Genomic DNA, 24,152 nt, shown 5'->3' on the forward strand with positions numbered 1-24,152 from the left:
GATCGCAGATGCTAACGCACCGCCTGGGAGAGTCGCGGCGGATTGCTCAGGTGGTCTCAACCGCCCCGAGAGCGTCTCCGACAGCGCGCGCGAAGGCGGAGCAGGATGCGGAGGGTGCGCCGGGGGCGGCCAGGTCCACGGTGCGAAGGCCTGCCGCCAGGACCCGCTCCACGGCCGCTTCGATCGCTGCAGCCGGGCGGGGGAGAGCGCAGCCGTCGCGCAGCAGCATCGCCATCGAGAGGATTGCTCCGATCGGGTTCGCGACGTCCTTTCCGGCGAGCGTCGGGGCCGAGCCGTGGACGGGCTCGAAGAGGCCGGGACCGTTCCCCAGGCTTGCGGAGGGGAGGAGGCCGAGCGAGCCGACGAGGGCTCCGGCGAGGTCGGAGAGGATGTCTCCGAAGAGGTTCTCGGTGAGGAGGACGTCGAAGCGGGAGGGGGTCAGGACGAGGGCCATCGCGCAGGAGTCGACGTACTGGTGCTCGAGCCGGACCGCGGGGTGGCGGGCGGCCACCTCCTCGACGACGCGGCGCCAGAGGACCGACGTCTCCAGGACGTTCGCCTTGTCGACGGAGGTGACGAGGCCGCGGCGTCCTTCGGCGGCGCGGAAGGCGAGCTCCGCGATCCGCTCGACCTCCTCGCGCGTGTAGGGGAGGGTGTTCACGGCGCGGCCGGCGGCGAGGTCGAGGGAACGCGGCTCGCCGAAGTAGAGGCCTCCCGTCAGCTCGCGGAAGACGACGAGGTCGAGGCCCGCGGCGATCTCGGGCTTCAGCGGCCCGGCGGCGGCGAGTCCGGCGACGGCTTTCGCGGGCCGGACGTTCGCGAAGACGCCGAGCGATTTGCGGAGGCGGAGCAGACCCGTCTCCGGCCTACTCTCCCGCGGCTCGCCGTCGAACGCCAGGGTCGCCGACGGCGCCGAGGAAGACGGCGTCCGCGGCGAGGCAGGCGGCGAGCGTCGCATCGGGGAGCGGCGAGCCGGTCGCGCGGAGCGCAGCCCCGCCGATCTGGTGCTCGGTCGTTTCGGCTTCGATCCCTGCGAGCGCGCAGGCGGCCCGCAGGACGCCGAGGGCGGCCCTGGTCACCTCGGGGCCGATCCCGTCGCCCGGGAGAACTGCGACTCGCAGCGTCACGGGAACCTAGACGCCCCAGCCGTAGCCGAACATGTCGCGCAGCTCGTCGTCCTCGGTCGTGCGTGCGAAGGGGAAGGCCGGGGTGGCCTCGGTGGGCGAGGCGTTTGAAGGGCGCTGGGCGGACGGGCTCGCGGAGGTCTGCCGGGGCTGGGGCCGGGGGGCGGGGCGCTTGTTCGACGGGGTTCTGGACATGGCGGTCTCCTTCTCTTCGTTGCGATGCGTTCAGGCGGCGGCTTCCAGGACCGCCGCGCGGGCGGCCGAGACAGCCGAGAGGTACGACTTGAGAGAGGCGTCGATGGAGTCGGTCGAGGCGGCGTGTCCGGCGGCTTCGTTTCCGGCGTGCCGCACGCGGACGACGACCTCGGCGAGGGCGTCCTTGCCACCCGTGACGGCGCGCGTCGTCAGCTCGAGGAGCTCCACGTCGAGCCCGAGGGCCGCGTCGCAGGCCTTCAGCGCGGCGTCGAGCGGGCCGTTGCCGCCGGCCGACGCGGAGCGCCGTTCGCCGTCGACCTCGATCTCGACGGTGGCCATCGGGAGGAGCTGGTTCCCCGAGAGGGTCTGGTAGCGGACGAGGCGAACGTGGCTGTCGGGGACGCAGGCGACGAGGGCGAGGAGGTCCTCGTCCCAGACGTACTTCTTCCGGTCGGCGAGCTCCTTCACCCGGGCGGTGAGGTCCTCGACCTCGTTCTTGTCGAGGCGGATCCCGAGCGCCTTCAGGCGGGACTCGACCGCGTGCCGGCCGGAGTGCTTGCCGAGGACGAGGCTGCTGTCGCCGGCGCCCACGGACGCCGGCGTCATGATCTCGTAGGTCAGCGGGTTGGCGAGCATGCCGTGCTGGTGGATGCCCGCCTCGTGGGCGAAGGCGTTCCGGCCGACGACGGCCTTGTTCGGCTGCGGCCAGATGCCGGTGATGGAGGAGAGGAGGTGGCTCGCGGTCGCGATCTCCTCGGTCTTCACCCCCGTCGAGAGGCCGAGCGATTCGCCCCTGACCCGGAGCGTCATGACGAACTCCTCGAGCGAGGTGTTGCCGGCGCGCTCGCCGACGCCGTTGATCGTCACCTCCACCTGCCGCGCGCCGTTCTTCACGGCCGCGAGCGAGTTCGCGTTGGCGAGGCCGAGGTCGTCGTGGCAGTGGGCCGAGAGGGTCACGCCGGGGACGTCGCGGGAGAGCTTCGCGAAGATCTCCCCGTACTCGTCGGGGAGCGCGTAGCCGACCGTGTCGGGAATGTTGACGATGGCGGCTCCCGCCTCGTGGACGGCGGCGACGACGTCGCGGAGGAAGCCGTAGTCGCTGCGCGAGGCGTCCTCGGCGGAGAACTCGACCTCGGGGAAGAAGGTGAGCGCGCAGCGGACGGCCGCCACGGCCTGGCGGAGCGCCTCCGCGCGCGGCATCTTCAGCTTGTGCGCGAGGTGCAGGTCGGAGGTGGCGATGAAGGTGTGGATGCGGGGGTGGGCCGCGCCTTCGAGCGCCTTCGCCGCCGCGCGGATGTCCTCCTCGCGGGTCCGGCAGAGAGCGGCGACGGTGCAGGAGACTTCGTTGGCGACGGCCCTCACCGACTCCCGCTCTCCCACCGAGGCGGCGGGGAAGCCGGCTTCGATCACGTCGACCCCGAGCCGCTCGAGCTGCCGCGCGAGCCGCACTTTCTCGACGCCGTGCATCGAGCAGCCGGGCGACTGCTCGCCGTCGCGGAGGGTCGTGTCGAAGACGAGGACCCGCCCGCTCATACGCCGGCGCTCGCCGGTACGGCGACCGGGGAGCCCTCCTCAGGGGCGACCTTGGCTCCAGTGCCCTTCGAGGTCTTCACGACGTCGCCCTCGGGGGTGACGGCGACGGCGTCGAGAAACGGCATCATGCCGCGCAGGACGGCGCCGACCGCCTCGATCGGGTGTTCCCGCTCCGCCTTCCGGCGCGCTTCGTACTCCGGCCGGCCGGTCTCGTTCTCGGCGATCCAGCGGGCGGCGAACGAGCCGTCGCGGATCTCGGCGAGGAGGCGCGCCATCGTCGCCTTCGTCTCGTCCGTGACGATGCGAGGACCGGCGGTGTAGTCGCCCCACTCGGCGGTGTCGGAGACGGAGTGGCGCATGTAGCCGAGGCCGCCCCGGTACATCAGGTCGACGATGAGCTTCAGCTCGTGGAGGCACTCGAAGTAGGCGACCTCGGGCTGGTAGCCGGCCGTCACGAGCGTGTCGAAGCCCGCCTTCACGAGGGCCGAGACGCCGCCGCAGAGGACCGCCTGCTCGCCGAAGAGGTCGGTCTCGGTCTCCTCGGTGAACGTCGTCTCGAGGACGCCGGCGCGGGTGCAGCCGAGGGCCCGCGCGTAGGCGAGGGCGTTCGCGAGCGCCTTCCCGCTCGCGTCGCGGTGGACGGCGACGAGGGCGGGAGTGCCCTGCCCGTCGACGTAGAGCTCGCGGACGCGGTGGCCCGGCGCCTTCGGCGCGACCATCGAGACGTCGACCCCTTCGGGCGGGTCGATCGTCCCGAACCGGATGTTGAATCCGTGCGCGAACATGAGCGTCTTGCCCGGGCGAAGGGCCGGGGCGATCTCCTCGCGGTAGAGGCGCGCCTGGGACGTATCGGGGGCGAGGATCATGATCACGTCCGCCTTCTCGGACGCCTCTCGTGGCGAGAGGACCGTGAGCCCGGCGGCCTCGGCGCGGGCGCGAGAGCGGCTCGCGGCGGGGAGGCCGACGACGACGGCGATCCCGCTGTCGCGCAGGTTCAGGGCGTGGGCGTGTCCCTGGCTTCCGTAGCCGAGGATGGCGACGGTCTTTCCCGAGATGTCTTCGATGCGGGCGTCGCGGTCGTAGTGGATCCGGGCCATGGGCGTCTCCTTCGTGTCCTCGTCTTCTCTTGTCTTCTCTCGGATTCAGCTGGCGAGCTCGAGCGGGTCGGCGTCGGCGTCGTGCTCGTGCGCGAGGGCGCGCCGGGCGGAGGCGCCGCGCGTCATGGCGACCTTTCCGGTCCGCACCATCTCGACGATGCCGCGGGGGCGGAGGAGCTCGACGAGGCCTTCGACCTTCTCCGGGTCGCCGGTGATCTCGACGATGACGGTGTCGGTCGAGACGTCGACGATCCGCGCGCGGAAGATCGAGATCAGGTCGTTCACCTGCGAGCGCTCTCCCTCGGCGCATTTCACGCGGATCAGGGCGAGCTCCCGCGCGACCGTCGGCACGTGGGTGACGTCGTGGACGTCGAGGACGGGGACGAGCTTGCGCAGGTTCGCCTCGATGATCCGAGAGGCGACCCGCGACGTGTCGACGACGAAGGTCATCCGGGAGACCCCCTCGGTCTCGCTGTGACCGACGGTGAGGCTCTCCACGTTGAACGCGCGCCGGCGGAACATCCCCATGACCCTCACGAGGACGCCCGGCTGGTCCTGGACGCTGGCGATCAGGGTGTGCTTCACGCCGTCACCTCCGCCGCGCCCTTCCCGCCGGAGGCGAGAGCCTTCCCGGCAGGGGTCTCGTGAGGACGCCGGATCATCGAGTGGAGGTCGGCGCCGGCCGGAACCATCGGGTAGACCACTTCCTCGGCCTGGACGACGAAGTGGATGAGGGCCGGGCCCGGCTGGCTCCTGACACGTTCGACGGTGGGGATGACGTCCGCGCGAGCGTCGACGCGGTGCGCCGCGAGGCCATAGGCCCCGGCGAGCTTCACGAAGTCGGGGGAGAGGAGCGGCGTGGCGGCATAGCGGCGGTCGTAGAAGAACTCCTGCCACTGGCGGACCATGCCGAGGAAGCCGTTGTCGATGATCGCGATCTTGATGTCGAGCTTCTCCTGCATCAGGGTCGCGAGCTCGCACTGCGTCATCTGGAAGCCGCCGTCGCCGGCGACGACCCAGACCTCGGCGTCGGGCCGGGCGAGCTTGGCGCCGATGGCGGCGGGAAGCGCGAAGCCCATCGTCCCGAGGCCGCCGGAGGTCAGGAGCGTCCGCGGCGACTCGTGCGGGAAGTACTGGGCCTCGAACATCTGGTGCTGGCCGACGTCGGAGACGACGACCGCCCCGCCCTTCGTCGCCTTCCAGATGTCGTGGATGACGTGCGCGGCGTAGAGCGCGTCGCCGCTCTCGCGGTGGACGATGTCGCGCGAGCGGGTTTCGTGCCGGCCTTCCTCGATACGGGCCATCCACGGCTCGTGGGTCGTCGCCTCCACCGACGGGAGGAGGGACTCGAGCGCCTGCTTCAGGTCGCCGACGAGGCCGAGGTCGACGGGGACGTTCTTGCCGATCTCGGAGACGTCGATCTCGACGTGGATCTTCTTCGACCCCGGCGCGTAGTTCTTCAGGTTGCCGGTGACGCGGTCGTCGAAGCGCATGCCGAAGGCGAGGAGGAGGTCGGCCTCCTGGATCGCCGTGTTCACGTACGCCTCACCATGCATCCCCATCATCCCGAGGCAGAGCGGGTGGCTGCGCGGAAAGCCGCCGAGGCCGAGGAGCGTCAACGCCACGGGCGTGCCGGTCTTCTCGGCGAAAGCCTGGAGAACCTGCGTCGCCCCCGACTCGATGACGCCGTGGCCCGCGAGGATGAGGGGCCTCTGGGCTGCGGCGATCAGCTCGGCGGCCTTCCTCAGGTCGCTTCGCTTCAGGGCGGGAAGCGAGCGGCGGCGGGTCGACTCCACGGCCTCGGGCCAGCGGAGCTCCGTCGTCGCCTGCTGCACGTCCTTGCAGACGTCGACGAGGACCGGCCCCGGGCGACCCGAGCGGGCGATCTGAAACGCCTCGACGAGGGCCGGGGCGAGGTCCTCGATCTGCGTCACGAGGACGTTGTGCTTCGTGATCGGCATGGTGATGCCGACGATGTCGGCTTCCTGGAAGGCGTCCGTCCCGAGGACCTTCGAGGGGACCTGCCCCGTGATGAAGACGACCGGGATCGAGTCGAGCATCGCCGTGGCGATGCCGGTGACGAGGTTCGTGGCGCCGGGACCCGAGGTGCCGAGGGCGACGCCGACGCGGCCGCTGGCGCGGGCGTAGCCGTCGGCCGCGTGCGCGGCGCCCTGCTCGTGCCGCACGAGGACGTGGTGGACCGGGTACTCCGTCATCGCGTCGTAGATCGGCAGGATCGCCCCGCCGGGATAGCCGAAGACGGTGTCCACGCCTTCGCGGACGAGGCATTCCCAGACGATCTGTGCTCCGGTCTTCTTCATGAGGTCCTCCCGGCCGTCCGGCCGACGCGGTGGGTGGTCTGCGGCGTCAGCGCTTCGCTCGCGGCGAGGAGCTCGTCGCCGTCGCGAAGGACGGCGCCGTGCGCGGCGTTCGTGACGAGGGCGCGGTAGCGGCGAAGCCAGGGGCTCGCGACCGTGCGGCGGGGCGGCAGCGGAGTCTCCCGGCGGCGCTCCATCTCCTCGGGGCCGACCTCGAGGTCGAGCGTCCGGGCGTCGAGGTCGAGGGAGATGAGGTCGCCTTCCCTCACGTAGCCGATCGGCCCGCCCTCGGCCGCCTCGGGGCTGACGTGGCCGACGCAGGCCCCGCGCGTCCCACCCGAGAAACGGCCGTCGGTGACGAGCGCGACCGACTCGCCGAGGCCCATCCCCATGATGGCGGAGGTGGGGGAGAGCATCTCCTGCATCCCCGGGCCGCCGCGCGGGCCTTCGTTGCGCAGGACGACGACGTCCCCCTTCTTCACGAGGCCCGAGGTGATCCCTTCCATCGCGGCTTCCTGGCTCTCGAAGACGACGGCCGGGCCGCGGTGCCTGCGCATCGCGGGCGTGACGCCCGCCGTCTTCACGACGGCGCCCTCCGGGGCGAGCGACCCGAAGAGGACGGCGAGGCCGCCGCGCGCCGAGTGGGGATTCGCCACGGGGCGAATCACGTCGTCGTTCGTCGCAGTCGACTTCGCCACGTGGTCGCGGAAGGTTCCGGCCACGGTCGGCCGGTCGAGGTGGAGGCGGCCGATGCCGGCGAGGCGCTCGAGGATCGCCGGGACGCCGCCGGCGGCGTGGACGTCGTCCATGTGCCACGGGCCGCTCGGCGCGACCTTCGTCAGGTGGGGCGTCCGGTCGGCGACCTCGTTGATCCGCTCGATGGGGTAGTCGAGCCCCGCCTCGCGGGCGATCGCGAGCGTGTGGAGGACGGTGTTCGTCGACCCGCCCATCGCCACGTCGAGGGCGAATGCGTCGTCGATCGCCTCACGCGTGACGATCTTGCGGGGCGTCAGGTCGGCGGCGATCAGGTCGACGATCCGCGCGGCAGCGGCCTTCGCGATCGCCTCGCGCTCCTGGGTCCGGGCGAGCGCCGTCCCGTTGAACGGGAGCGCCAGGCCGAGCGCCTCCATGAGGCAGTTCATCGAGTTGGCCGTGAAGAGCCCCGAACAGGAGCCGCAGGAGGGACACGCGTTCTTCTCCAACTCGGAGAGACGCGCCTCGCCGATCGCTCCGGCCCGGTAGGCGCCGACACCCTCGAAGACGGAGACGAGGTCGATCGCCTTTCCGGCGCCGTCGCGGCCGGTCGCCATCGGGCCGCCCGAGACGAAGACGGCCGGGATGTCGAGGCGGACCGCCGCCATCAGCATCCCGGGGGTGATCTTGTCGCAGTTCGGAATGCAGACCATCCCGTCGAAGCGGTGGGCCGAGAGCATCGTCTCCACGCAGTCGGCAATCAGCTCGCGGGAAGGGAGGGAGAACTTCATCCCCTCGTGCCCCATCGCGATCCCGTCGTCGACGCCGATCGTGTTGAACTCGAAGGGGACGGCGCCCGCCGCCCGGACGGCGGCCTTCACCAGGGCGCCGAACGCGCGGAGGTGGACGTGGCCGGGGACGACGTCGACGTAGGAGTTGACGATCGCGACGAACGGCTTGTTCCAGTCACCTTCGCCGACGACACCCGTGGCGCGCAGCAGGCTCCGGTGCGGCGCCCTCTCGATCCCCTTCTTGATTTCGTCCGATCTCATCGTGTCTCCGTTCCGTTGCGGCTGGCCCAAAAACGAAGACCCCCGGGTTTCCCCGGGGGCCGTTTGATCTCTTGTGGCTCCTGGCCTAGATCAACCGACCCCCGGAGGGCCGATAACGAGGACCAGAAGAAGGACGAGGACGAGCAGCGAAAGGACGACCGAGCCGGAAGCGACCGGGCTGACCGGTGTCTCCGGGATCGCGTAGGGGGAGGAGGTCGCTTGCGTCGCGCTCATGCGGAAAAGTTGGCGGACTGTGGGGGAAACGGGGGCCTCATGTCAAGCGCGACCTGTGGCCAGGACCTGGATGGGGGGTTCGCCGGGCAGGCGCGCCGCGAGCGCGCGGACCTCTTCGAAACGCTCGAGAAGCGCGTTGAGCCCGTCCCAGTGCCCCGTGAGAAAAGCCTCGCGGGCGGCGGAGGGGAGGGTGATCGGAGCCTCGAACGCTCCCGCCGTGACGCATTGCGCGTCGAGGTCGACGACGACCTCCGTCTCCGGCTCGCGCTCGGCGAGCTCCTGGAGGGCGGAGGCGTCGCCGCGCGAGACGGTGACGCACGGCAGGCCGAGGGCGACGGAGTTGCCGAAGAAGATCTCGGAGAATCCCTCGCCGACGACGGTGCGGAGGCCCCGCCGGTAGAGCGCCTGCGGAGCGTGCTCGCGGGACGAGCCGCAGCCGAAGTTGCGGTTCACGAGGAGGACCGTCGCTCCGGCGAATCGCGGGGCATCGAACGGATGTGCGCCCCCGAGCGCGATCCGGTCGTCCTCGAAGGCGTGCTCGCCGAGTCCCTCGAACGTCACGGCCTTGAGATAGCGCGCCGGGATGATCCGGTCGGTGTCGACGTCGTCGCCACGGAGGGGGAGGGCCGTGCCCCGGATCCGGTCGATGCGGCTCATCGCGTCTCTCCTGCCGGGACGAAGGCCGTCCGCACGTCGACGACCTCGCCCGCGATCGCGGCGGCCGCGACCATCGCGGGGCTCATCAGGAGCGTTCGGCCTGCGGGGCTTCCCTGGCGGCCCTTGAAGTTCCGGTTCGAGGAGGAGGCGCAGACCTGCCGCCCCTCGAGCCGGTCGGGGTTCATCGCGAGGCACATCGAGCAGCCGGCGCTGCGCCACTCGAAGCCGGCCGCGCGGAACACCTCGTCGAGTCCCTCGCGCTCCGCGGCCGCTTTCACGGCGACCGACCCCGGGACGACGAGGGCCTTCACGTGCGGGGCGACGCGTCGGCCGCGCACGGCGTCGGCCGCCGCCCGCAGGTCGGAGAGCCGCCCGTTCGTGCACGAGCCGATGAAGGCGACGTCGATGCGTGTGCCGGCGATCGGCTCGCCGCCGGAGAAGCCCATGTAGTCGAGGGCCTCGGCCACCGAGGCCCGTTCGCCGTCGGAGACGTCGGCAGGGCGGGGCACGCGCCCGGAAACGGGGACCGACTGACCGGGATTGATCCCCCAGGTCACGTTCGGCTCGATGCTCCTGGCGTCGAGGCGGAAGCGGTCGTCGTACGCGGCGTCCACGTCGGAGGCGAGTGAACGCCACCGTGCGACGGCCGCGTCCCACGCGTCGCCCCTCGGCGCGAAGGGGCGCCCCTCGAGGTAGGCGAACGTCGTCTCGTCGGGATTGACGTAGCCCGCGCGGGCGGCCCCCTCGATCGACATGTTGCAGAGGGTCATCCGCTCTTCCATCGACATCGCCCCCACCGCTGAGCCGCCGTACTCGTAGGCGAAGCCGGCGCCGCCGTTCACGCCGAGGCGGCGAATGATCTCGAGGACGACGTCCTTCGCGGTGACGCCCGGCCCGAGGGCGCCCTCGACGTCGATGCGCCTCACCTTCAGCGGGTCGAGCGCGAGGCACTGGGACGCGAGGACGTCGCGCACCTGCGAGGTGCCGATTCCGAACGCGATCGCGCCGAAGGCGCCGTGGGTCGAGGTGTGGCTGTCGCCGCAGGCGATCGTCATGCCGGGCTGCGTCAGGCCGAGCTCGGGCCCGATGACGTGGACGATGCCCTGCCCGGCGGAGCCGAGGGCGTGAAGGCGGATGCCGAACTCGGCGCAGTTCTTCTCGAGAACCGAGAGCATCTCCTCGGCCATCGCATCGGTGAAGGGGCGCGCCTGGGTGTCCGTCGGGACGATGTGGTCGACGGTCGCGACGGTCCGGCGGGGGTACGCGACTCCCAGCCCGCGGAGTCGAAGCATGTCGAACGCCTGGGGGCTCGTCACCTCGTGGACGAGGTGGAGACCCACGAAGAGCTGAGTCTGCCCGGTGGGCAGGACCCTCACCGTGTGGGCGTCCCACACTTTCGAGTAGAGCGTCGCGGCCATGAGGTCGGAAAAGGTAGCACTCCCGTCAAGTGAGCCTGCCGTGACGGTGGACACGAAACCCGGGGGGCCGCCCCACCGTATCTGACCCCGAAACCGGCACCGAGCTTCAGGAGGCACCATGGCCGCTGACGTCACGAGATCCCTGGCCACGGCCCGCAACGCCGTCATGTACGTCAAGTCGAACGTCCCGTTCGGCGCGTCGAACCGCGCGGGGGACTATGTCGAAAGCTACGAAAAGAACCGGAAGGCGATCGAAGGCGAGAACCCGAATGCCCTCGACAAGCTCCTGGGCGGCATGACCGCGTTCCTGCCGCTCCTGACGGGAGCGAACCGGGCGCTGCAGATCAGGGACGAGCTGAGCGGAAGGGCCGCGACGGACGTGATCGGACGATTTCGCCAGATCTCGGCCCTCACGATCCGGACGAAGGCCGGGAACTGCAACGAGCAGAGCATCACGGCGTTCATCTTCCTCTACGACCTCGGGATCCGGCCGCTCGCGTGGATGCACCTGACGAACGGCAAGCACGCGTTCGTCGTCATCGGGCGCAAGCCGGGGAGCGGCGCCGATCCGTCGGGGTGGGGCGACGAGGTCGTCGTCTGCGACCCCTGGAACCGCGAGGCCTACCTCCTACCGGCGGTCCAGGGCCCGGGCATCCTGCAGGCGAAGTGGGGCTGCAAGACCGCCACGGCAGTCTTCGGCGTCGAGTAGCGTGGCGGCAGAGGCTCGGCCCTATCCGGGCTGCCCCCGCTCGAGGGCGAGCCGGACGAAGTCGGCGACGAGAGCGTTGAGACGCACGTCGCCGCGCGCCTTCGCCGCGGAAAGCTCCTCGCCCTCGCCGGGCGTTTCTCGCAGCTCGAAGTAGTACTTGATCTTCGGCTCGGTTCCCGATGGCCGCAGCGTGACGCGCGACCCCCCTTCGAGCAGGTAGGCGACGACGTTGGACGCCGGCAGGCCCGCCACGCCGGCGCGGTAGTCGCGGGTCTCGACGACCAGGAGGCCCCCGATCGCCGCGGGAGGACGGGCGCGGAACCCGTCCATGACGGCCGCGATCGTCGCGGCCCCTTCGGCACCGGGGATCGTCACGCTCTTCTGTGCCGAGAGGAAGAGGCCGTGGGCGCGCTGGATCTCCTCGAGGTAGCCCCACGCCGTCACGCCGCGGGCCCGGCACCAGCCGGCGAGGTCGGCGAAGACGAGGGCGGCCGAGATGCCGTCCTTGTCGCGTACGACGTCGGCGACGGAGTAGCCGAGCGCCTCCTCGTAGCCGAAGACGGTCGTGCGGCCCTCGCTCTGCTCCAGCTCGAGGGCGCGGTTCTCGATCCACTTGAACCCGGTCAGCGTCTCGGCATACGCCGCCCCGAGGTCGCGGGCGATGACGCCGAGCTGGCTGGAGGAGACGATCGTCGTCAGGACGAGCGGCCTGGCGGGTCTCGGCGTCCGCCACGTGAGGCTGTACGCGCCGAGGAGGACGCCCAGCTCGTTGCCCGAGAAGAGGCGCATCCGGCCGTCCCGGTCCCTCGCGCCGGCGGCGAGGCGGTCGGCGTCCGGGTCGTTGGCGAGGAGGAGGTCGGCCTTCGTCTCCTCGCAGAGCGCCAGGGCGAGGTCGAGGGCGCCGGGTTCCTCGGGGTTCGGGAACGCCACCGTCGGGAAGGCGCCGTCGGGCGCGTTCTGGGCGGGAACGGGGTGAACGTTCGCGAAACCGGATCGACGGAGCGCCTCCAGCGTGAAGCGGGCCCCGACGCCATGCATCGCGGTGTAGACGATGCCGAGGTCGCGCCCGTCTCCCGGATGGAGGACGAGACCCGAGATCGCCTCGTGGTAGCGGAGGCACAGGTCGTCGCCGAGAGGAACGAAGAGCCCGCGCGCCTCCGCCTCGGCGCGGGGCAGGAACGGGATCGCGTTCGCGGGGCCCGCCGATGCGATCTCGGCGGCGATTCCGGCGTCGACCGGCGGGACGATCTGCGCGGCGTTGTCCCAGTAAACCTTGTAGCCGTTGTAGGCCGGCGGGTTGTGGCTCGCCGTCACGACGACCCCGGCGGCCGCGCCGAGCTCCTTCACGGCGAACGCGCCGAGAGGGGTCGGGGCGAGGTCGACGAAGAAGTGGACGCGGATGCCATGGCCTGCGAGGACCCCTGCGGTCTCCAGGGCGAAATCGTCGCTTCCGCGGCGGGCGTCCCGCGCGACGACCACTCCCCTGCGGGCGGCGTCGGGGACGGAGGCGAGGAGGTGGCGGGCGACGCCGGCGGTGGCCCTGCGGACGACGGCCCGGTTCATCCGGTTCGGACCGGCGCCGAGGAGGCCCCGGAGGCCCGCGGTACCGAACTCGAGCTCGCCGCGAAAGCGGTCGAGAAGCCCGGCTTCTTCACCTTCGGCGAGGAGGCGGTCCACCTCGCGGGCCGTTTCGGGGTCGGGGTCGGCGTCGCGCCACGCGCGGGCTCTGGCGAGAAGGGCGAAGTCCATCCGGCGGATGGTATCGCCGTCGGGGCTCAGGGACCCGACGGATCGGGTGAGCCCGCCGCCTTCACCACCGCGAACCCGGCGTCGTTGCTCTTCTCGTCCCAGACGCCGACGCAGACACGGGCCTGGGGCCCGGCACTGTCGATCTCGAGCTCGTAGGTGTAGTGCCCGGCCTTCGCCGTCTCGAGGTCCTGTGCGGGGACCTCGAACGTCTGGCTCCTGCGCGTGACCTCGGAGAAGTCCCCCTCGGGCGCGACGGAGGCCACGAAGACCGAGAACGCACCTGCCACCCCCTTCGCCGTCGGGAGGAGCACGAGCGAGGCGATGGGAATCCGGATCTCGACGCGGATCCGGTACTTCCCCTTCTGGTCCGGCGCGACGGTGGAGGACGCCTGGATCGGAATCCGCGCGCGGCCATCGGGTTTGAAGAGGTGCGCGAGCACCCGGTCCTGCATCTGCTCCTCGGGGGTCTTTTCCACCAGCGAGCCGCGCACCCTCACGGTCACCTTCCGGCCCGGCACACGCACCGTCACGGAAGCGGCGCGCTTGGCGCCGGTCGGTCCGGGATAGCCGAGGGAATACCAGGAGTCGAGGTCCGCCGAGACGCGGTCGATGAAGGCCGGAAGGCTGCCGGCGCCGACGGCGGCGACGCCGCCGGTCTTCTCGGCGATGAAGGAGAGCGCCTCCATCTCGTTGGCCAGCGCGAGGTGCTCGCGCCCCCCGAGGGGCTGGCTGGTGGGGCCCGGAGCGGTCATGGCCGCGTCCGCCGCCGACGGAAGGGGGGCGTCCATCCCGGAGGGGAAGACCGCATAGAGCGTCACCCCGTTCGCGTTCGCCGACCGGGTGACGTCCTCCAGGAACCTCCTGGTGTCGAACGCCTTCGTCTCCGATTCGCCCAGGGTCGTCACGTCGGAGCGGGCTCTCAGGAAGTACTCCATTCCGGCGTACCGGGAGAAGCGGTGGGAGACCAGGACGAGGACCTTCCGACCGTCCATCCCGCCGAGCGTGGCGGTGAGCCCCTTCAAGGCGTTCGTCTTCGCCTTCATCTCGAAGTACGCCTGCTGGGCGAAGAGCGTCGCGGTCGGCGTGAACCCTCCGAAGTCCGTCCCGATACGAGGGTCGAGCGCTAGCGACGTGAACCAGGCGTCCTCGTCCTGCAGCAGGTCGAGGTCCGCCTTCTCGGTCGCGATCCGGCCGCTCTGCTTCTCGACGGCAGCCAGCGAGCTCTCGAGCTTCTCGGGGTCGTCCGTGAACGGGAGAACCGTCCGGATCGAGCGGTTCCAGGTCACGATCATCGCCTCGTCGCCTTCCCCGAGCGTTCCCTCGAGGAAGCCGCGGATCGCGTCGAAGAGCTCGCCGCGCTGATTCGCGTCGGGAATCTGGAGCCGGTCGATGAAGAGGACGATGCGCCGGGGCGGGCGGGGCGCTGACGGTGCGGCGGCCGGCGCCGCTCCCGGCTCGGCCGTCCCGGACGGTCGAACGGTCGCAGACGGAAAAGCCTCGCCGCGGATCTCGCTGAAGTTCGTCACCCCGACGGTCTTGCCGTCGTGGCGGACCTCGAAGTCCCGGGCCGTGAGGCCGTGAACGGGGTGTCCCGCCGGGTCCGTCACGATGACGTCGAGGTTGAAGAGGGTCAGCTCTGCCGACGCCGTCGAGCGAGGGACCGGCGCCGGCGCCTGCGCCAGCGAAAGCCCCGGGTGGAGGAGAGCAGCAAGGAGGAGGCCAGCGGGTATTTTCATGTTCACCGTCGCTGCGCGAGCCGGGTGCCAAAGCGCGCCGCGCGTCGCAGAATACGATGGAGAGCCATGATCTCGTTCGCCTCCCTCTTCGTCGGCCTCGTCTTCGGGATCGTCAACGTGCAGCTCGTCGCGGCCGCGAGCGTTCACAGGGTCGAGCTCTTCCTCGACGGCAGGCCGGTAGCGGCGCTGAGCGCGCCCTTCGCGACGCCGCTCGACCTCGGGTGCGATCCGGCCCCGCACGAGCTGGTCGCCGTCGCCTTCGACGCGAAGGGTCGGCGGCTCGAGGAGGCGCGGCAGTGGATCAACCGGCCGCGGTCCGCCGCCGAGGCGAGCTTCACTCTCGAGCCGGGCCAGGGAGACCAGGGGCGGATCGCACGGTTGACGTGGCGCAGCCTGACGGGAGAGGTTCCCCGGGCGGTCTCCGTGACGTTCGACGGAAAGCCGGTTCCGGTGACCGACCCCTCCCGTATCGAGGTCCCGCCCCACGACCCGAGCCAGGTCCACTCCCTGCGGGCCGAGCTCGACTTCGGCGGGGACGTCCGCGCCACGGCCGAGGCGATCTTCGGGGGTCCGCGGAGGATCGAGGCTTTCACGGAGATGACGGCGGTGGCGGTCGAGCTCGACGAAGGCCTCGTCCTTCCCTCCCCGGATCTCCTCTCGGGCTGGTTCGAAAAGGACGGACGCGGGCTGGAGGTCGCCGCGGTGGAGGAAGGGCCCGCCGACGTCGTTCTCGTCTTCGAGGGGAGCGCGCTCGAGCGGTTCCGGCGGTCGTACAGGGCGCCCGTCGTACCGACCCCGTCGGGCCTCCCGGACGACTTCTCGTACCGCTTTCTCTTTCCGGTCGGGCAGATGACCGCGCAGTCGACGATGGTCGCGAACGTCTACCCGATCTCGCGCCGGCTCGGGCGGGTCGACGGCGCGACCAGCTGGATCGCCGGCCGGCTCATCGACGGTCCCGCCTGGACCCGCAAGGGACAGCGTCTCGCGGACGCGGTGGCCGTGGCGGCGCTCGCCGCTGCCGAGGGTGAGAGGCGCCGGGCGGTCGTGCTCATCCTCGGCCCCGAGGCCGAGGACGGGAGCCTCCTGTCGGCCGGCGAGGCCGTGAGCTTTCTCGAGAAGCTCCGGGTGCCTCTGCACGTCTGGTCGATCGGGATGAAGCTCTCGCCCGAAGCGGCCCGGTGGGGGGGAGGGCGGAAGGTTTCCAGCACCCGCCAGCTCGACCTCGCCGTCACCGAGCTCGCCGAGAGGCTGAAGCGTCAGCGGATCGTCTGGGTGGAAGGGACCCATCTTCCGCAGTCCGTGACGCCGTCCGCCGCGGCGTCCGGCGTCCGCCTGGCCCGCTGAGGCTCAGGAGCCCGAGGGCTTCACGACGGCGAAGCCGGCTTCGTTGCCCTTCTCGTCCCAGACCCCGACGCAGACGCGCGCCTCCGGTCCCGCGCTCTCGATCTCGAGCTCGTAGGTGTAGTGCCCCGCCTTCGCGGTCTCGACGTCCTGCCCCGGCACCTCGAAGGGCTGGCTCTTCCGGGTGACCTCTGAGAAGTCCCCTTCGGGCGCAACGGAGGCCACGAATACCGAGAACGTGCCTCCCACTCCTTTCGCCGTGGGCAGGAGCACGAGCGAGGCGATGGGGATGTGGATCTCCACCCGGATCCGGTACTTCCCCTTCGGACCAGGTGCTGCAGTCGACGTCGCCCAGATCGGAATGCGCGCCTGGCCGTCGGGCTTGAAGAGGTGGGCGAGGACCCGGTCCTTCATCTGCTCCTCGAGGGTCTTCTCCACGAGGGAGCCGCGCACGCGCACCTTCAGCTCGCGGTTGCGCAGGCGCACCGAGACGGAGGCGGCACGGCCGCCGCCTGCTGGCGCCGGATACCCGAGCGAGTACGAGGAGTCGAGATCGGCCGACACGCGTTCGATGAATGCCGGAACGCTCCCGGCCCCCACCGTCGCAACCCCACCCGTCTTCTCGGCGACGAAGGCGAGCGCCTCCATCTCGTTGTTCAGCGCGAGCTCCTCGCGCCCGCCGAGCGCCCCGCTCTCGGCCTCGGGCGCGATGCCGAGCGTCTCGGCCGCGGACGGCTGAGGCGACTCCAGCCCGGAGGGGAGGACCGCGTAGAGCGTGACGCCGTTCGCGTTCGCCGATCGCGTCACGTCCTCGAGGTACCGCTTCGTGTCGAACTGTCTCGTCCGAGGGTCGCCGAGGTCCGACACGTCGGAGCGGCTCTTGAGGAAGAACTCCAGGCCGGCGTACCGGGAGAAGCGGTGGGAGACGAAGACGAGGACCTTCCGCCCGTCCATCCCGCCGAGCGTCGCGGTGAGCCCCTTGAGGGCGGCGGTCTTCGCCTTCATCTCGAAGTACGCCTGCTGGGCGGCCAGCTCGGCCGACGGCTTGTACCCGCCGAAGTCCGTCCCGACGATCGGCTGGAGATATCCGCTGCCGGGGGCCGGCTCCTCGGCCAGCTGCGTGAACCAGGAGTCCTCGGCCCGCAGCATGTCGAGCTCCGCCTTCTCGGTCGCGATGCGGCCGCTCTGGCGCTCGATGGACTGGAGGGTCTCGTCGAGCCGGTCCGGGTCGCCCGTGAACGGTTGAACCGTCCGGATCGTCCGGCTCCAGGTGACGATCATCGCCTCGTCCCCCTCCCCGAGCGATTTCTCCAGGAACCCGCGAATCGAGCCGAAGAGCTCTCCCCGCTGCCGCGCGTCCGGCATCTGGAGCCGGTCGAAGAAGAGAACGATGCGACGCGGCGGGCGCGACGCGGCGGTCCCGGCTCCGGGCTCGTCGCCCGTGCGCGCCGGGGCGTCGGGTGGATCGGGTGCTTCGGCGCTCCCGGCGGGCATCGCCCCTCCCCGGATCTCGCTGAAGTTCGTGACCTGGACGGGCTTGCCGTCGTGCCGGACCTCGAAGTCGACGGCTTTCAGGCCGTGTACCGGCTTTCCCTTCGCGTCCGTCACGACGACGTCGAGGTTGAAGAGATTGAGCTCGACGGACGCGGCCGTTCGGGGGACGACCTCCGCCTGCTGGGCCGCTGAGATTCCCGGCAGGAGGAGTGCTGCGAGGAGGAATCCGGCAGGGCTCTTCATGTTCACCGCCCGCAGGCACTTCCTGTGCCAGACGGCAGCGTACTCCGCAGGATACGACGAGGAAGGTTGCCCCCGGGAGGTGGGGCGGCCGGGGGCACGCAGTCCTCGCGAGAGGCTATTTCACCTCGCAGAAGCAGTGGGCGTAGATGCCGCGGGGGTCGTTCCAGACGGAGAGGCGGTCGGCCTCGTCCGCGACGGCCCGGAGGATGGCGGCTCCGGCTCCCGCGGCCGGCTCCGGGCTGGGCGCGAGGGTGGTGCCGAACGCCGCGGCGATCCGGGTCGCGCGGACCGAGAGGCTGGCCATCAGCCGCTCCTTGAGCGACTGCTCCTTCTCGACGTACGTCACCTGGTACGTCTTGCCGAGCTTGGCCTTCGCCGCCGCCGAGGCGATCGCGTCCTGCAGGCCGCCGAGCTTGTCGACGAGGCCGCGCTCCTTCGCGTCGGCTCCGCTCCAGACCCGGCCGCGGGCAATCCTGTCTACGTCGTCGCGGCTCATCCTGCGGGCCTTGCCCACGCGCACGAGGAACTCCTCGTAGCCGTGGTTGATCATCTGCTGGATCGACTCGCCGACCCTCGGCTGCAGCTCGCGGTCGATTCGCAGGGCGCCGGCCCAGGAGGTCGTGCCGACGCCGTCGACGTGCATGCCGAGGTACTTCGCGAGCGGCTTCTCGATGGTGCGGAACATCCCGAAGATGCCGATCGAGCCCGTGATGGTCTCGGGGCTGGCCCAGATCTCGTCCGAGGAGGTCGCGATCCAGTAGCCGCCCGAGGCGGCGACGGACCCCATCGAGACGACGACGGGCTTCTTCGCTTCCTGGGCGAGCTGGAGCTCGCGGCGGATCACCTCCGAGGCGAAGGCGCTGCCGCCGCCGCTGTCGACCCGCAGGACGATCGCCTTGACCTTCTCGTCCTGCCGGGCCTTCCGGATGAGGGCGGCGGTCGAATCGCCGCCGATCCGGCCCGGTCCGGCCGACCCGTCGACGATCTCGCCCTTGGCGACGACGACGGCGACCTTGTCGCCCTTGCCCTTCGCGCCGGGCCGGTCGCTGCCGAGCGCCTCGAGGTAGTCGGCCATCGCGACCTGCTTGAACGACTTCGACTTCTCGTCCTCGCCCGCGAGGGCGATCATCCGCTTGCGCACCTCGTCGCGGGCGGCGAGCTTGTCCACCAGCTTTGCTTCGAGGGCGATTTTCGCCGTGTCGCCGCCGGTGGCCTTCAGGAGCTCGGGCATGCCCTCGATGAAGGCGGTCAGCGCTTCCGGTGTCGTCTTGCGTGCCTTGGAGACGCTGGCGAGGTACGCCCGCCAGATGTCGCCGAGCCACTCGAGGTCGGCCTCCTTCGCCTCGGGAGACATGTCGTTCCTGAGGTAGGGCTCGACGGCCGACTTGTACTCGCCGACGCGGAAGACGTTCCAGGTGATGCCGAGCCTGTCGATGCCCTCGCGGTAGTACGTCCTGTAGCGGCCGAAGCCCTCGATCAGGACCATTCCATCCGGATTGAGGAGGACCTCGTCGGCCTGCGCGGCGAGGTAGTACCCGCGCATGTCGAAGGCGTCGCCCGCGGCGATGACCTTCTTGCCCGACGTGCGGAAGTCGCGCAGGGCGGCCGCGGCGTCCTCGAGGACCGTCATCCCGGCCCCGCCCATCTCGTCGAGGTCCAGGTAGACGGCGGAGATCCGCGCGTCGTCCTTCGCGGCGGCGAGGGCGTCGAGGACGTCCTTCAGGAGGGTCTCCTCGGCCCTGCCGCTCCCGGCGAGCCCGGCGACGAGGTCCTGCGGCGAGCGGGCCGCGACCTGCTCGACGAGGTTGCCCTTCGGGGCGACGACGAGCGCAGCTCCCTTCGGGACCTTCGGCCCGCCCGCGAGGGCGGCGGCGAGGAGGCCGACGACGAGGACGAGGAAGAGGACGTTGACGAAGACGCGGCGGGACTGGTCGAGGCCGCGGCCGAGGCCGGAGAAGACGCGGCGGGGAAGGGAATGGGGCCGGTTGTCGTTCATGGAGTGCATTCCTCTTTCGCAGGGACTGTACGGCGGAACGGGCTTTCGGGGTTTGAAGAGCGGTCGCAGCCAGGGCCGGGTGTGCGACCCGGGCTCACGTCCGCGGCACGAGGTGGATCGATGGCGCCTTGATGACGGCGAAGACCTCCGCGCCTTCCGCCAGGGCGAGCTCGGTTCGGGAGGCACGGGTGATGAGGGCCGAGAGGCGGGTGCCCGCGCAGGTGAGGACGACCCTCACGAGGGGTCCCTCTGAGGTGACGGACGCGACGATGCCGGGGAGGTGGTTTCGGGCGCTGCTCCGGGCGCCGCCGCCTTGTTCGAGGGTGACGTCCTCAGCGCGGAGGAGGGCCCAGACGTCTCCCCGGAGGCCGCGATCGACGGCCGCGAGGCGCAGGCCGTGCGCCTCGACGGTGGCGAGGTCCTCGGCGGCCTCGACGACACGCCCTGCGAGGACCGTGTCGACGCCGACGCAGCGCGCCACGTCCCGGTCTGCCGGCCGTTCGAAAACGTCGGCCACCCGGCCGTGCTGCCGAATCCCTCCGTCGACCATGACCGCCATCCGGTCGCCGAGGGCAAGCGCCTCGATACGGTCGTGCGTGACGACGATGGCCGGGACGCCGAGCCGCAGGAGGAGCGCTCGCAGATCCCCGCGGAGCTCCTCGCGGGTCGGCGCATCCAGAGCCGAGAGCGGTTCGTCCAGAAGGAGCAGCCGGGGAGAGGGGGCGATGGCACGGGCGAGGGCGACCCTCTGCCTCTGGCCGCCCGAGAGCTCCGCCGGACGCCGATCGCCGAGGCCGTCGAGCTTGAGCAGCGCGAGCACCTCCGCCGTCCGCCGCGCCCGTTCGGCGCTCCCGGTTCGGTGCAGGCCGAATGCGACGTTCTGGCGTGCCGTGAGGTGCGGGAAGAGGGCGTAGTCCTGGAAGAGGAGCCCGACCCTGCGGCGGCGGGCTGGGACGAAGACGCCTCGTGCCGTGTCGAGCCAGGTCTCGTCCCCCTGAACGATCGTTCCCTCGTCGGGGCGGTCGAGGCCCGCGAGAGCGCGAAGGACGGTCGTCTTTCCGGAACCCGAGGGGCCGAAGAGGACCGTCACGGGGCCGTCGCCGCCGGGGAGGACGAGGTCGGCGGAGATCGCCGGCCCTCCCCGGAACCGCCTTACGAAGCGGGCTTCGAGCGGTGCGGCCATGCGGAGACGGTTCGGCGCTGCAGGGCGTACGTGGCGGCGAGGACGGCGAAGGAGACGGCGAGGAGCACCAGCGACGTGGCTCCTGCGGAGTCGTAGTCGAGCGCCTGGACGTGATCGTAGATGGCGACGGAGACGGTCCGGGTCTCCCCCGGGATGTTGCCGCCGATCATCAGAACGACCCCGAACTCGCCGAGGGTGTGGGCGAACGACAGGACGATGCCCGTGACGACCCCGGCGCGCGAAAGGGGTAGGACGACCCGGCGAAAGGTCTCGAAAGGGGAGGCGCCGAGAGAGGCGGCGGCCTCGAGCAGCGACCGGTCGACCGCCGCGAACGACGCGGCGAACGGCTGGACCGCGAACGGAAGGCTGTAGAGGACGGAGGCGACGAGGAGCCCCTCGAACGTGAAGGGGAGCCGGGCTCCGAAGAGCGACTCGACCGCGCGGCCGACGGGCCCGTTCGGGCCGAGGAGGAGGAGGACGTAGAAGCCGAGAACGGTCGGGGGGAGGACGATCGGAAGGGCGACGACGGCCTCGACGAGCGGTTTCCATCGGGCGGTCGAGAACGCGAGCCAGGCGGCCAGCGGCAGACCGAGCGCGACCAGCACGGCCGCGGTGGCGGCCGAGAGCTTCACGCTGAGAAGAAGGGCTGGAACGTCGACGCTCAGCGCGCGCCCCGCGAGCCGGTTGCGAAAGGGAGCACGGGAAAGGCGCTGGCGACGGGACTGGGCGTCACGGGGATGGATTATCGCGCCCAGGCGGAGAGCCGGCGCGGCCGGCTCCGTCCTTCGGCGAGCCCCGGGAGAAGCCCCGGTGAATTCCGGGTGAATTCCCGATTGACTTCGCGTGGCGCGCGGAGGTAACGTCCGAATGTAAACGATTACATTCGCGATGACCCCGAGTCGCCGAACCGCCCCCCGAGCCAGGAACGCCGGACGCAGCGCGCCCGAGGCGGCCGGCGCCGGCGTCACGATCCGGGAGGTGGCGCAGGCCGCCGGGGTTTCCGTCGCCACCGTCTCCCGCGTCGTCAACGGGACGGCCGTGGTGAAGGACGAGACGCGGTTGCGCGTCGAGGCGGAAGTCGCGCGCCTCCGGTATTCGCCGAACGCGGCGGCCCGGAGCCTCATCACGAACCGGACGAACACGATCGGCGTCGTCCTGCCCGACATGTGGGGTGAGTATTTCTCCGAGGTCATCCACGGCATCGACCTCACCGCGAGGCAGGCCGGGTATCACGTCCTCGTCTCCTCGTCCCACAGCGACGTCGCCGAGACCCGGGCCGTTCTCCGGGCGATGCACGGTCGGGTCGACGGCGTGATCGTCATGTCCCCGAACGCCTCGCCCCGCGAGCTCGAGGGGTGTCTCCCTCCCTCGCTTCCGGTGGTCTTCCTGAACTCGGCTCCCGGGGGAGCGCTCCAGCCCGCGCTGAACGTCGACAACCGGGGAGGGGCGCGCGCCATGGTGACGCACCTCCTGGACCTCGGCCACCGGCGCCTCGCCTTCGTCACGGGCCCGGCGTCGAACTTCGATGCCGCCGAGCGTCGCCGGGGATGCCGGGACGCCCTCCGTGCCGCGGGACGGCCGCCGGAGGCGCTCATCGAGCTCGAAGGGGACTTCGGCGAGGAGTCGGGCCAGGCGGCGGGAGAGGCCATCGTCAGGCTCTCGCCGCGGCCGACCGCGATCTTCGCGGCGAACGACTCGATGGCGATCGGCATCCTGTTCGCGCTCCGGCGCGCGGGCGTGCGGGTCCCGGAGGAGATCGCCGTCGCGGGCTTCGACGACATCCCGATCGCGCGCTTCGCGAGCCCGCCGCTCTCGACGGTACGCCTCGACATCCGCACCCTCGGCGAGCGGGCGCTGGCCCGGCTCCTGGTCGAGGTGTCGGGGGACGGAGCCTCGCACGCGGCCCGCGAGGTCCTTCCGATCCGCCTCGTCCTCCGGGATTCGACCGGACGCCGCGGGGCGGTCACCACGACCGGGCCGTGTCCCGTCGCGCCCGCTTCCCATCCCGCATCCGACAGAGCATCCGATCGAAGGAGGAAGGCATCATGAGACGAAACGCAGGGCTGAAGGCCCTCCTGACCATCCCGGCCGTCGTCCTCGTCGCCGTGACCCTCGTCGCCCTGCCCGCGTTCGGGCAGACGACGACGGGCCCAGGTGCGGGGTACGGTCACCGACTCCGCAGGGACCGATCCCCGGCGTCACGGTCTGGCCGTGAACACCGCGTCCGGCACGAGATCCTCGGCAGCGGTCGCGGTGAACGGCACGTACGTTCTCGTCGTCCCGGCCGGGAGGTACGAGGTCGCCGTCGCCACCGGCGCCCACGAGCCCTGGAAGAAGGCGATTCAGGTCGGCGTCGGCCAGAGCCTGACGCAGGACATCGCGCTGAAGCCCGGCAAGCTCGCCGCGGAGGTCTCGGTCGTCGCCACGTCGGCCGAGGCCCAGGTGAGCGGATCACGTCGGAGATCGGGACGAACGTCGGCACGGACCAGCTCCAGATGCTTCCTCAGTCGTCGCGGAACTTCCTGAACGCCGCCGTCATCGCCCCGGCGTCCGCATCTCGCGCGACGAGGAGCGTCAGGAGTTCAGCTACGGCGCCCAGCGCTCGATGAATACGAACGTCTTCATCGACGGAACGAGCTACAAGAACGACATCCTCCAGGGGGTCGGTCGGGCAGGATTCCAGCAAGGGAATCCTTCCCGCAGAACGCCGTCCAGAGTTCAAGTCATCACCCAGAACTTCAGGCGGAGTACCAGAAGGCGTCGAGCGCCGTGATCTACCGCGGTGACGAAGTCCGGGGCAACGATCTCCGCGGCGAGGTCTTCGCCTACTACCAGAACAAGAGCCTCGTCGCGATCGACGGCGTCACGCAAGGGAAGGCGGGACCAGGCGGGTATGAAGCCGTCAAGCCCGGAATACACCCGCTGGCAGCCGGGGCTGAGCCTGGGCGGCCCCATCGTGAAGGACAAGGTCCACTTCTTCGCAGCCTACGAGGGGAACTCCCGGGACCGCGAGAACGAGGTCCCGGCCGGGACGTGGGGGCTGGTCCCCGGCCTTCCGGCAGGGCTTTCACCCAGTACCAGGGGCTCTACCCGAGCGAGTTCCGGTCGACGCTCCTTCTTCGGCAGCTCTCCGCGACCCTCAACGACAGCTCAACGTCGACGTCTCCGGGGGACTACCGTCACGAGACCGACATCCGCGGCTTCGGCGGTGCGACGAGCTATCAGGCCGCCGAGAACGTCAAGAACGACGTCTGGACGGTCCGCGGCAAGCACACGATCATCCTCGGGAACGTCCTCAACGAGGCCACGGTCAGCTACCAGAACTACAAGTGGAACCCGGTCCCCGAGGACTCGAGCATCTACGGGCAGAACTACGAAGG

General features: G+C 70.9%; 22 protein-coding genes and 1 pseudogene. 5 read left to right on the plus strand and 18 right to left on the minus strand.

The window, feature by feature from the left end; translation table 11 throughout:
* Positions 1 to 46: 46 nt before the first annotated feature.
* From leuB to leuC, 10 genes and pseudogenes are all read right to left on the minus strand, one after another.
* Positions 47 to 1,127: pseudogene (gene leuB, locus IPN03_05785) on the minus strand (3-isopropylmalate dehydrogenase).
* Between the two features lie 6 nt (positions 1,128 to 1,133).
* Positions 1,134 to 1,319: a hypothetical protein gene (locus IPN03_05790; protein MBK9373236.1), complete on the minus strand. Its 186-nt coding sequence runs from the start codon at positions 1,317 to 1,319 to the stop codon at positions 1,134 to 1,136.
* Between the two features lie 30 nt (positions 1,320 to 1,349).
* Positions 1,350 to 2,852 carry a 2-isopropylmalate synthase gene (locus IPN03_05795; protein MBK9373237.1) on the minus strand — a complete coding sequence of 501 codons (1,503 nt, stop codon included), beginning with the start codon at positions 2,850 to 2,852 and terminating at the stop codon, positions 1,350 to 1,352.
* Positions 2,849 to 3,949 carry a ketol-acid reductoisomerase gene (gene ilvC / locus IPN03_05800; protein MBK9373238.1) on the minus strand — a complete coding sequence of 367 codons (1,101 nt, stop codon included), beginning with the start codon at positions 3,947 to 3,949 and terminating at the stop codon, positions 2,849 to 2,851. The genes IPN03_05795 and ilvC overlap by 4 nt, the downstream gene beginning before the upstream one ends.
* Before the next feature lie 45 nt (positions 3,950 to 3,994).
* Entirely contained in the window at positions 3,995 to 4,534 is a 540-nt protein-coding gene (gene ilvN, locus IPN03_05805; GenBank protein MBK9373239.1) for an acetolactate synthase small subunit, read from the minus strand.
* Complete coding sequence (gene ilvB, locus IPN03_05810; protein MBK9373240.1) at positions 4,531 to 6,270, minus strand: biosynthetic-type acetolactate synthase large subunit; 1,740 nt, start codon at positions 6,268 to 6,270, stop codon at positions 4,531 to 4,533. The genes ilvN and ilvB overlap by 4 nt, the downstream gene beginning before the upstream one ends.
* Positions 6,267 to 8,012 (minus strand): dihydroxy-acid dehydratase, encoded by a 1,746-nt coding sequence (ilvD, locus tag IPN03_05815; GenBank protein ID MBK9373241.1) that lies wholly within the window; start codon positions 8,010 to 8,012, stop codon positions 6,267 to 6,269. Before ilvD ends, ilvB begins: the two co-directional genes overlap by 4 nt.
* A gap of 90 nt (positions 8,013 to 8,102) precedes the next feature.
* Positions 8,103 to 8,246 carry a hypothetical protein gene (locus IPN03_05820; protein ID MBK9373242.1) on the minus strand — a complete coding sequence of 48 codons (144 nt, stop codon included), beginning with the start codon at positions 8,244 to 8,246 and terminating at the stop codon, positions 8,103 to 8,105.
* A 42-nt stretch (positions 8,247 to 8,288) separates the two neighbouring features.
* On the minus strand, positions 8,289 to 8,903 hold the full coding sequence (locus IPN03_05825; GenBank protein ID MBK9373243.1) for a 3-isopropylmalate dehydratase small subunit: 615 nt from the start codon (positions 8,901 to 8,903) through the stop codon (positions 8,289 to 8,291).
* Positions 8,900 to 10,321 (minus strand): 3-isopropylmalate dehydratase large subunit, encoded by a 1,422-nt coding sequence (gene leuC, locus IPN03_05830; protein ID MBK9373244.1) that lies wholly within the window; start codon positions 10,319 to 10,321, stop codon positions 8,900 to 8,902. The genes IPN03_05825 and leuC overlap by 4 nt, the downstream gene beginning before the upstream one ends.
* Positions 10,322 to 10,439: 118 nt before the next feature.
* Between leuC and IPN03_05835 the strand changes: the two genes are divergently transcribed.
* A complete protein-coding gene (locus IPN03_05835) occupies positions 10,440 to 11,030 on the plus strand; it encodes a hypothetical protein (GenBank protein MBK9373245.1) in 591 nt (196 codons plus the stop codon).
* Between the two features lie 21 nt (positions 11,031 to 11,051).
* Here the strand turns inward: IPN03_05835 and IPN03_05840 are convergent, their stop codons facing one another.
* Complete coding sequence (locus tag IPN03_05840) at positions 11,052 to 12,779, minus strand: phospho-sugar mutase (protein MBK9373246.1); 1,728 nt, start codon at positions 12,777 to 12,779, stop codon at positions 11,052 to 11,054.
* A 26-nt stretch (positions 12,780 to 12,805) separates the two neighbouring features.
* Positions 12,806 to 14,515, minus strand: coding sequence for a VWA domain-containing protein (locus tag IPN03_05845; GenBank protein ID MBK9373247.1), 1,710 nt, complete (start codon positions 14,513 to 14,515; stop codon positions 12,806 to 12,808).
* A 66-nt stretch (positions 14,516 to 14,581) separates the two neighbouring features.
* Between IPN03_05845 and IPN03_05850 the strand changes: the two genes are divergently transcribed.
* A complete protein-coding gene (locus tag IPN03_05850) occupies positions 14,582 to 15,859 on the plus strand; it encodes a hypothetical protein (protein ID MBK9373248.1) in 1,278 nt (425 codons plus the stop codon).
* Positions 15,860 to 15,862: 3 nt separating this feature from the next.
* On the opposite strand, the gene IPN03_05855 is transcribed toward IPN03_05850, so the two are convergent.
* From IPN03_05855 to modB, 4 genes are all read right to left on the minus strand, one after another.
* Positions 15,863 to 17,593 (minus strand): VWA domain-containing protein, encoded by a 1,731-nt coding sequence (locus IPN03_05855; GenBank protein MBK9373249.1) that lies wholly within the window; start codon positions 17,591 to 17,593, stop codon positions 15,863 to 15,865.
* A gap of 115 nt (positions 17,594 to 17,708) precedes the next feature.
* Positions 17,709 to 19,589, minus strand: coding sequence for a signal peptide peptidase SppA (gene sppA / locus IPN03_05860; GenBank protein ID MBK9373250.1), 1,881 nt, complete (start codon positions 19,587 to 19,589; stop codon positions 17,709 to 17,711).
* A 94-nt stretch (positions 19,590 to 19,683) separates the two neighbouring features.
* Positions 19,684 to 20,772, minus strand: a complete 1,089-nt coding sequence (locus IPN03_05865) for an ABC transporter ATP-binding protein (protein ID MBK9373251.1) — start codon at positions 20,770 to 20,772, stop codon at positions 19,684 to 19,686.
* Complete coding sequence (gene modB / locus IPN03_05870; GenBank protein MBK9373252.1) at positions 20,742 to 21,437, minus strand: molybdate ABC transporter permease subunit; 696 nt, start codon at positions 21,435 to 21,437, stop codon at positions 20,742 to 20,744. Before modB ends, IPN03_05865 begins: the two co-directional genes overlap by 31 nt.
* A 223-nt stretch (positions 21,438 to 21,660) precedes the next feature.
* On the opposite strand from modB, the gene IPN03_05875 reads away from it, so the two are divergent.
* Together IPN03_05875 and IPN03_05880 are read left to right on the plus strand one after the other, a co-directional pair.
* Complete coding sequence (locus tag IPN03_05875) at positions 21,661 to 22,821, plus strand: substrate-binding domain-containing protein (protein MBK9373253.1); 1,161 nt, start codon at positions 21,661 to 21,663, stop codon at positions 22,819 to 22,821.
* Positions 22,822 to 22,926: 105 nt separating this feature from the next.
* Positions 22,927 to 23,298 carry a carboxypeptidase regulatory-like domain-containing protein gene (locus tag IPN03_05880; GenBank protein ID MBK9373254.1) on the plus strand — a complete coding sequence of 124 codons (372 nt, stop codon included), beginning with the start codon at positions 22,927 to 22,929 and terminating at the stop codon, positions 23,296 to 23,298.
* Here the strand turns inward: IPN03_05880 and IPN03_05885 are convergent.
* A complete protein-coding gene (locus IPN03_05885) occupies positions 23,276 to 23,458 on the minus strand; it encodes a hypothetical protein (GenBank protein ID MBK9373255.1) in 183 nt (60 codons plus the stop codon). The genes IPN03_05880 and IPN03_05885 overlap by 23 nt on opposite strands.
* A gap of 32 nt (positions 23,459 to 23,490) precedes the next feature.
* Positions 23,491 to 23,739 (minus strand): hypothetical protein, encoded by a 249-nt coding sequence (locus IPN03_05890; GenBank protein MBK9373256.1) that lies wholly within the window; start codon positions 23,737 to 23,739, stop codon positions 23,491 to 23,493.
* Positions 23,740 to 23,805: 66 nt separating this feature from the next.
* Here IPN03_05890 and IPN03_05895 point away from each other — a divergent pair.
* Positions 23,806 to 24,152: TonB-dependent receptor (locus tag IPN03_05895; GenBank protein MBK9373257.1), on the plus strand; the 347-nt coding region annotated here is incomplete at its 3' end.

It is taken from the genome of Holophagales bacterium, from assembly GCA_016719485.1.
GTDB lineage: Bacteria > Acidobacteriota > Thermoanaerobaculia > UBA5066 > UBA5066 > UBA5066.

Bases quoted from the DNA above. Each gene is read 5' to 3' on its own strand.
- IPN03_05835 (MBK9373245.1), top strand. From the start codon at position 10,440: ATGGCCGCTGACGTCACGAGATCCCTGGCCACGGCCCGCAACGCCGTC.
- IPN03_05850 (MBK9373248.1), top strand. From the start codon at position 14,582: ATGATCTCGTTCGCCTCCCTCTTCGTCGGCCTCGTCTTCGGGATCGTC.
- IPN03_05790 (MBK9373236.1), bottom strand. From the start codon at position 1,319: ATGTCCAGAACCCCGTCGAACAAGCGCCCCGCCCCCCGGCCCCAGCCC.
- ilvD (MBK9373241.1), bottom strand. From the start codon at position 8,012: ATGAGATCGGACGAAATCAAGAAGGGGATCGAGAGGGCGCCGCACCGG.
- IPN03_05825 (MBK9373243.1), bottom strand. From the start codon at position 8,903: ATGAGCCGCATCGACCGGATCCGGGGCACGGCCCTCCCCCTCCGTGGC.
- ilvC (MBK9373238.1), bottom strand. From the start codon at position 3,949: ATGGCCCGGATCCACTACGACCGCGACGCCCGCATCGAAGACATCTCG.
- IPN03_05855 (MBK9373249.1), bottom strand. From the start codon at position 17,593: ATGAAGAGCCCTGCCGGATTCCTCCTCGCAGCACTCCTCCTGCCGGGA.
- IPN03_05820 (MBK9373242.1), bottom strand. From the start codon at position 8,246: ATGAGCGCGACGCAAGCGACCTCCTCCCCCTACGCGATCCCGGAGACA.
- IPN03_05840 (MBK9373246.1), bottom strand. From the start codon at position 12,779: ATGGACTTCGCCCTTCTCGCCAGAGCCCGCGCGTGGCGCGACGCCGAC.
- IPN03_05865 (MBK9373251.1), bottom strand. From the start codon at position 20,772: ATGGCCGCACCGCTCGAAGCCCGCTTCGTAAGGCGGTTCCGGGGAGGG.
- IPN03_05845 (MBK9373247.1), bottom strand. From the start codon at position 14,515: ATGAAAATACCCGCTGGCCTCCTCCTTGCTGCTCTCCTCCACCCGGGG.
- IPN03_05795 (MBK9373237.1), bottom strand. From the start codon at position 2,852: ATGAGCGGGCGGGTCCTCGTCTTCGACACGACCCTCCGCGACGGCGAG.
- ilvB (MBK9373240.1), bottom strand. From the start codon at position 6,270: ATGAAGAAGACCGGAGCACAGATCGTCTGGGAATGCCTCGTCCGCGAA.
- leuC (MBK9373244.1), bottom strand. From the start codon at position 10,321: ATGGCCGCGACGCTCTACTCGAAAGTGTGGGACGCCCACACGGTGAGG.
- sppA (MBK9373250.1), bottom strand. From the start codon at position 19,589: ATGAACGACAACCGGCCCCATTCCCTTCCCCGCCGCGTCTTCTCCGGC.
- IPN03_05875 (MBK9373253.1), top strand. From the start codon at position 21,661: ATGACCCCGAGTCGCCGAACCGCCCCCCGAGCCAGGAACGCCGGACGC.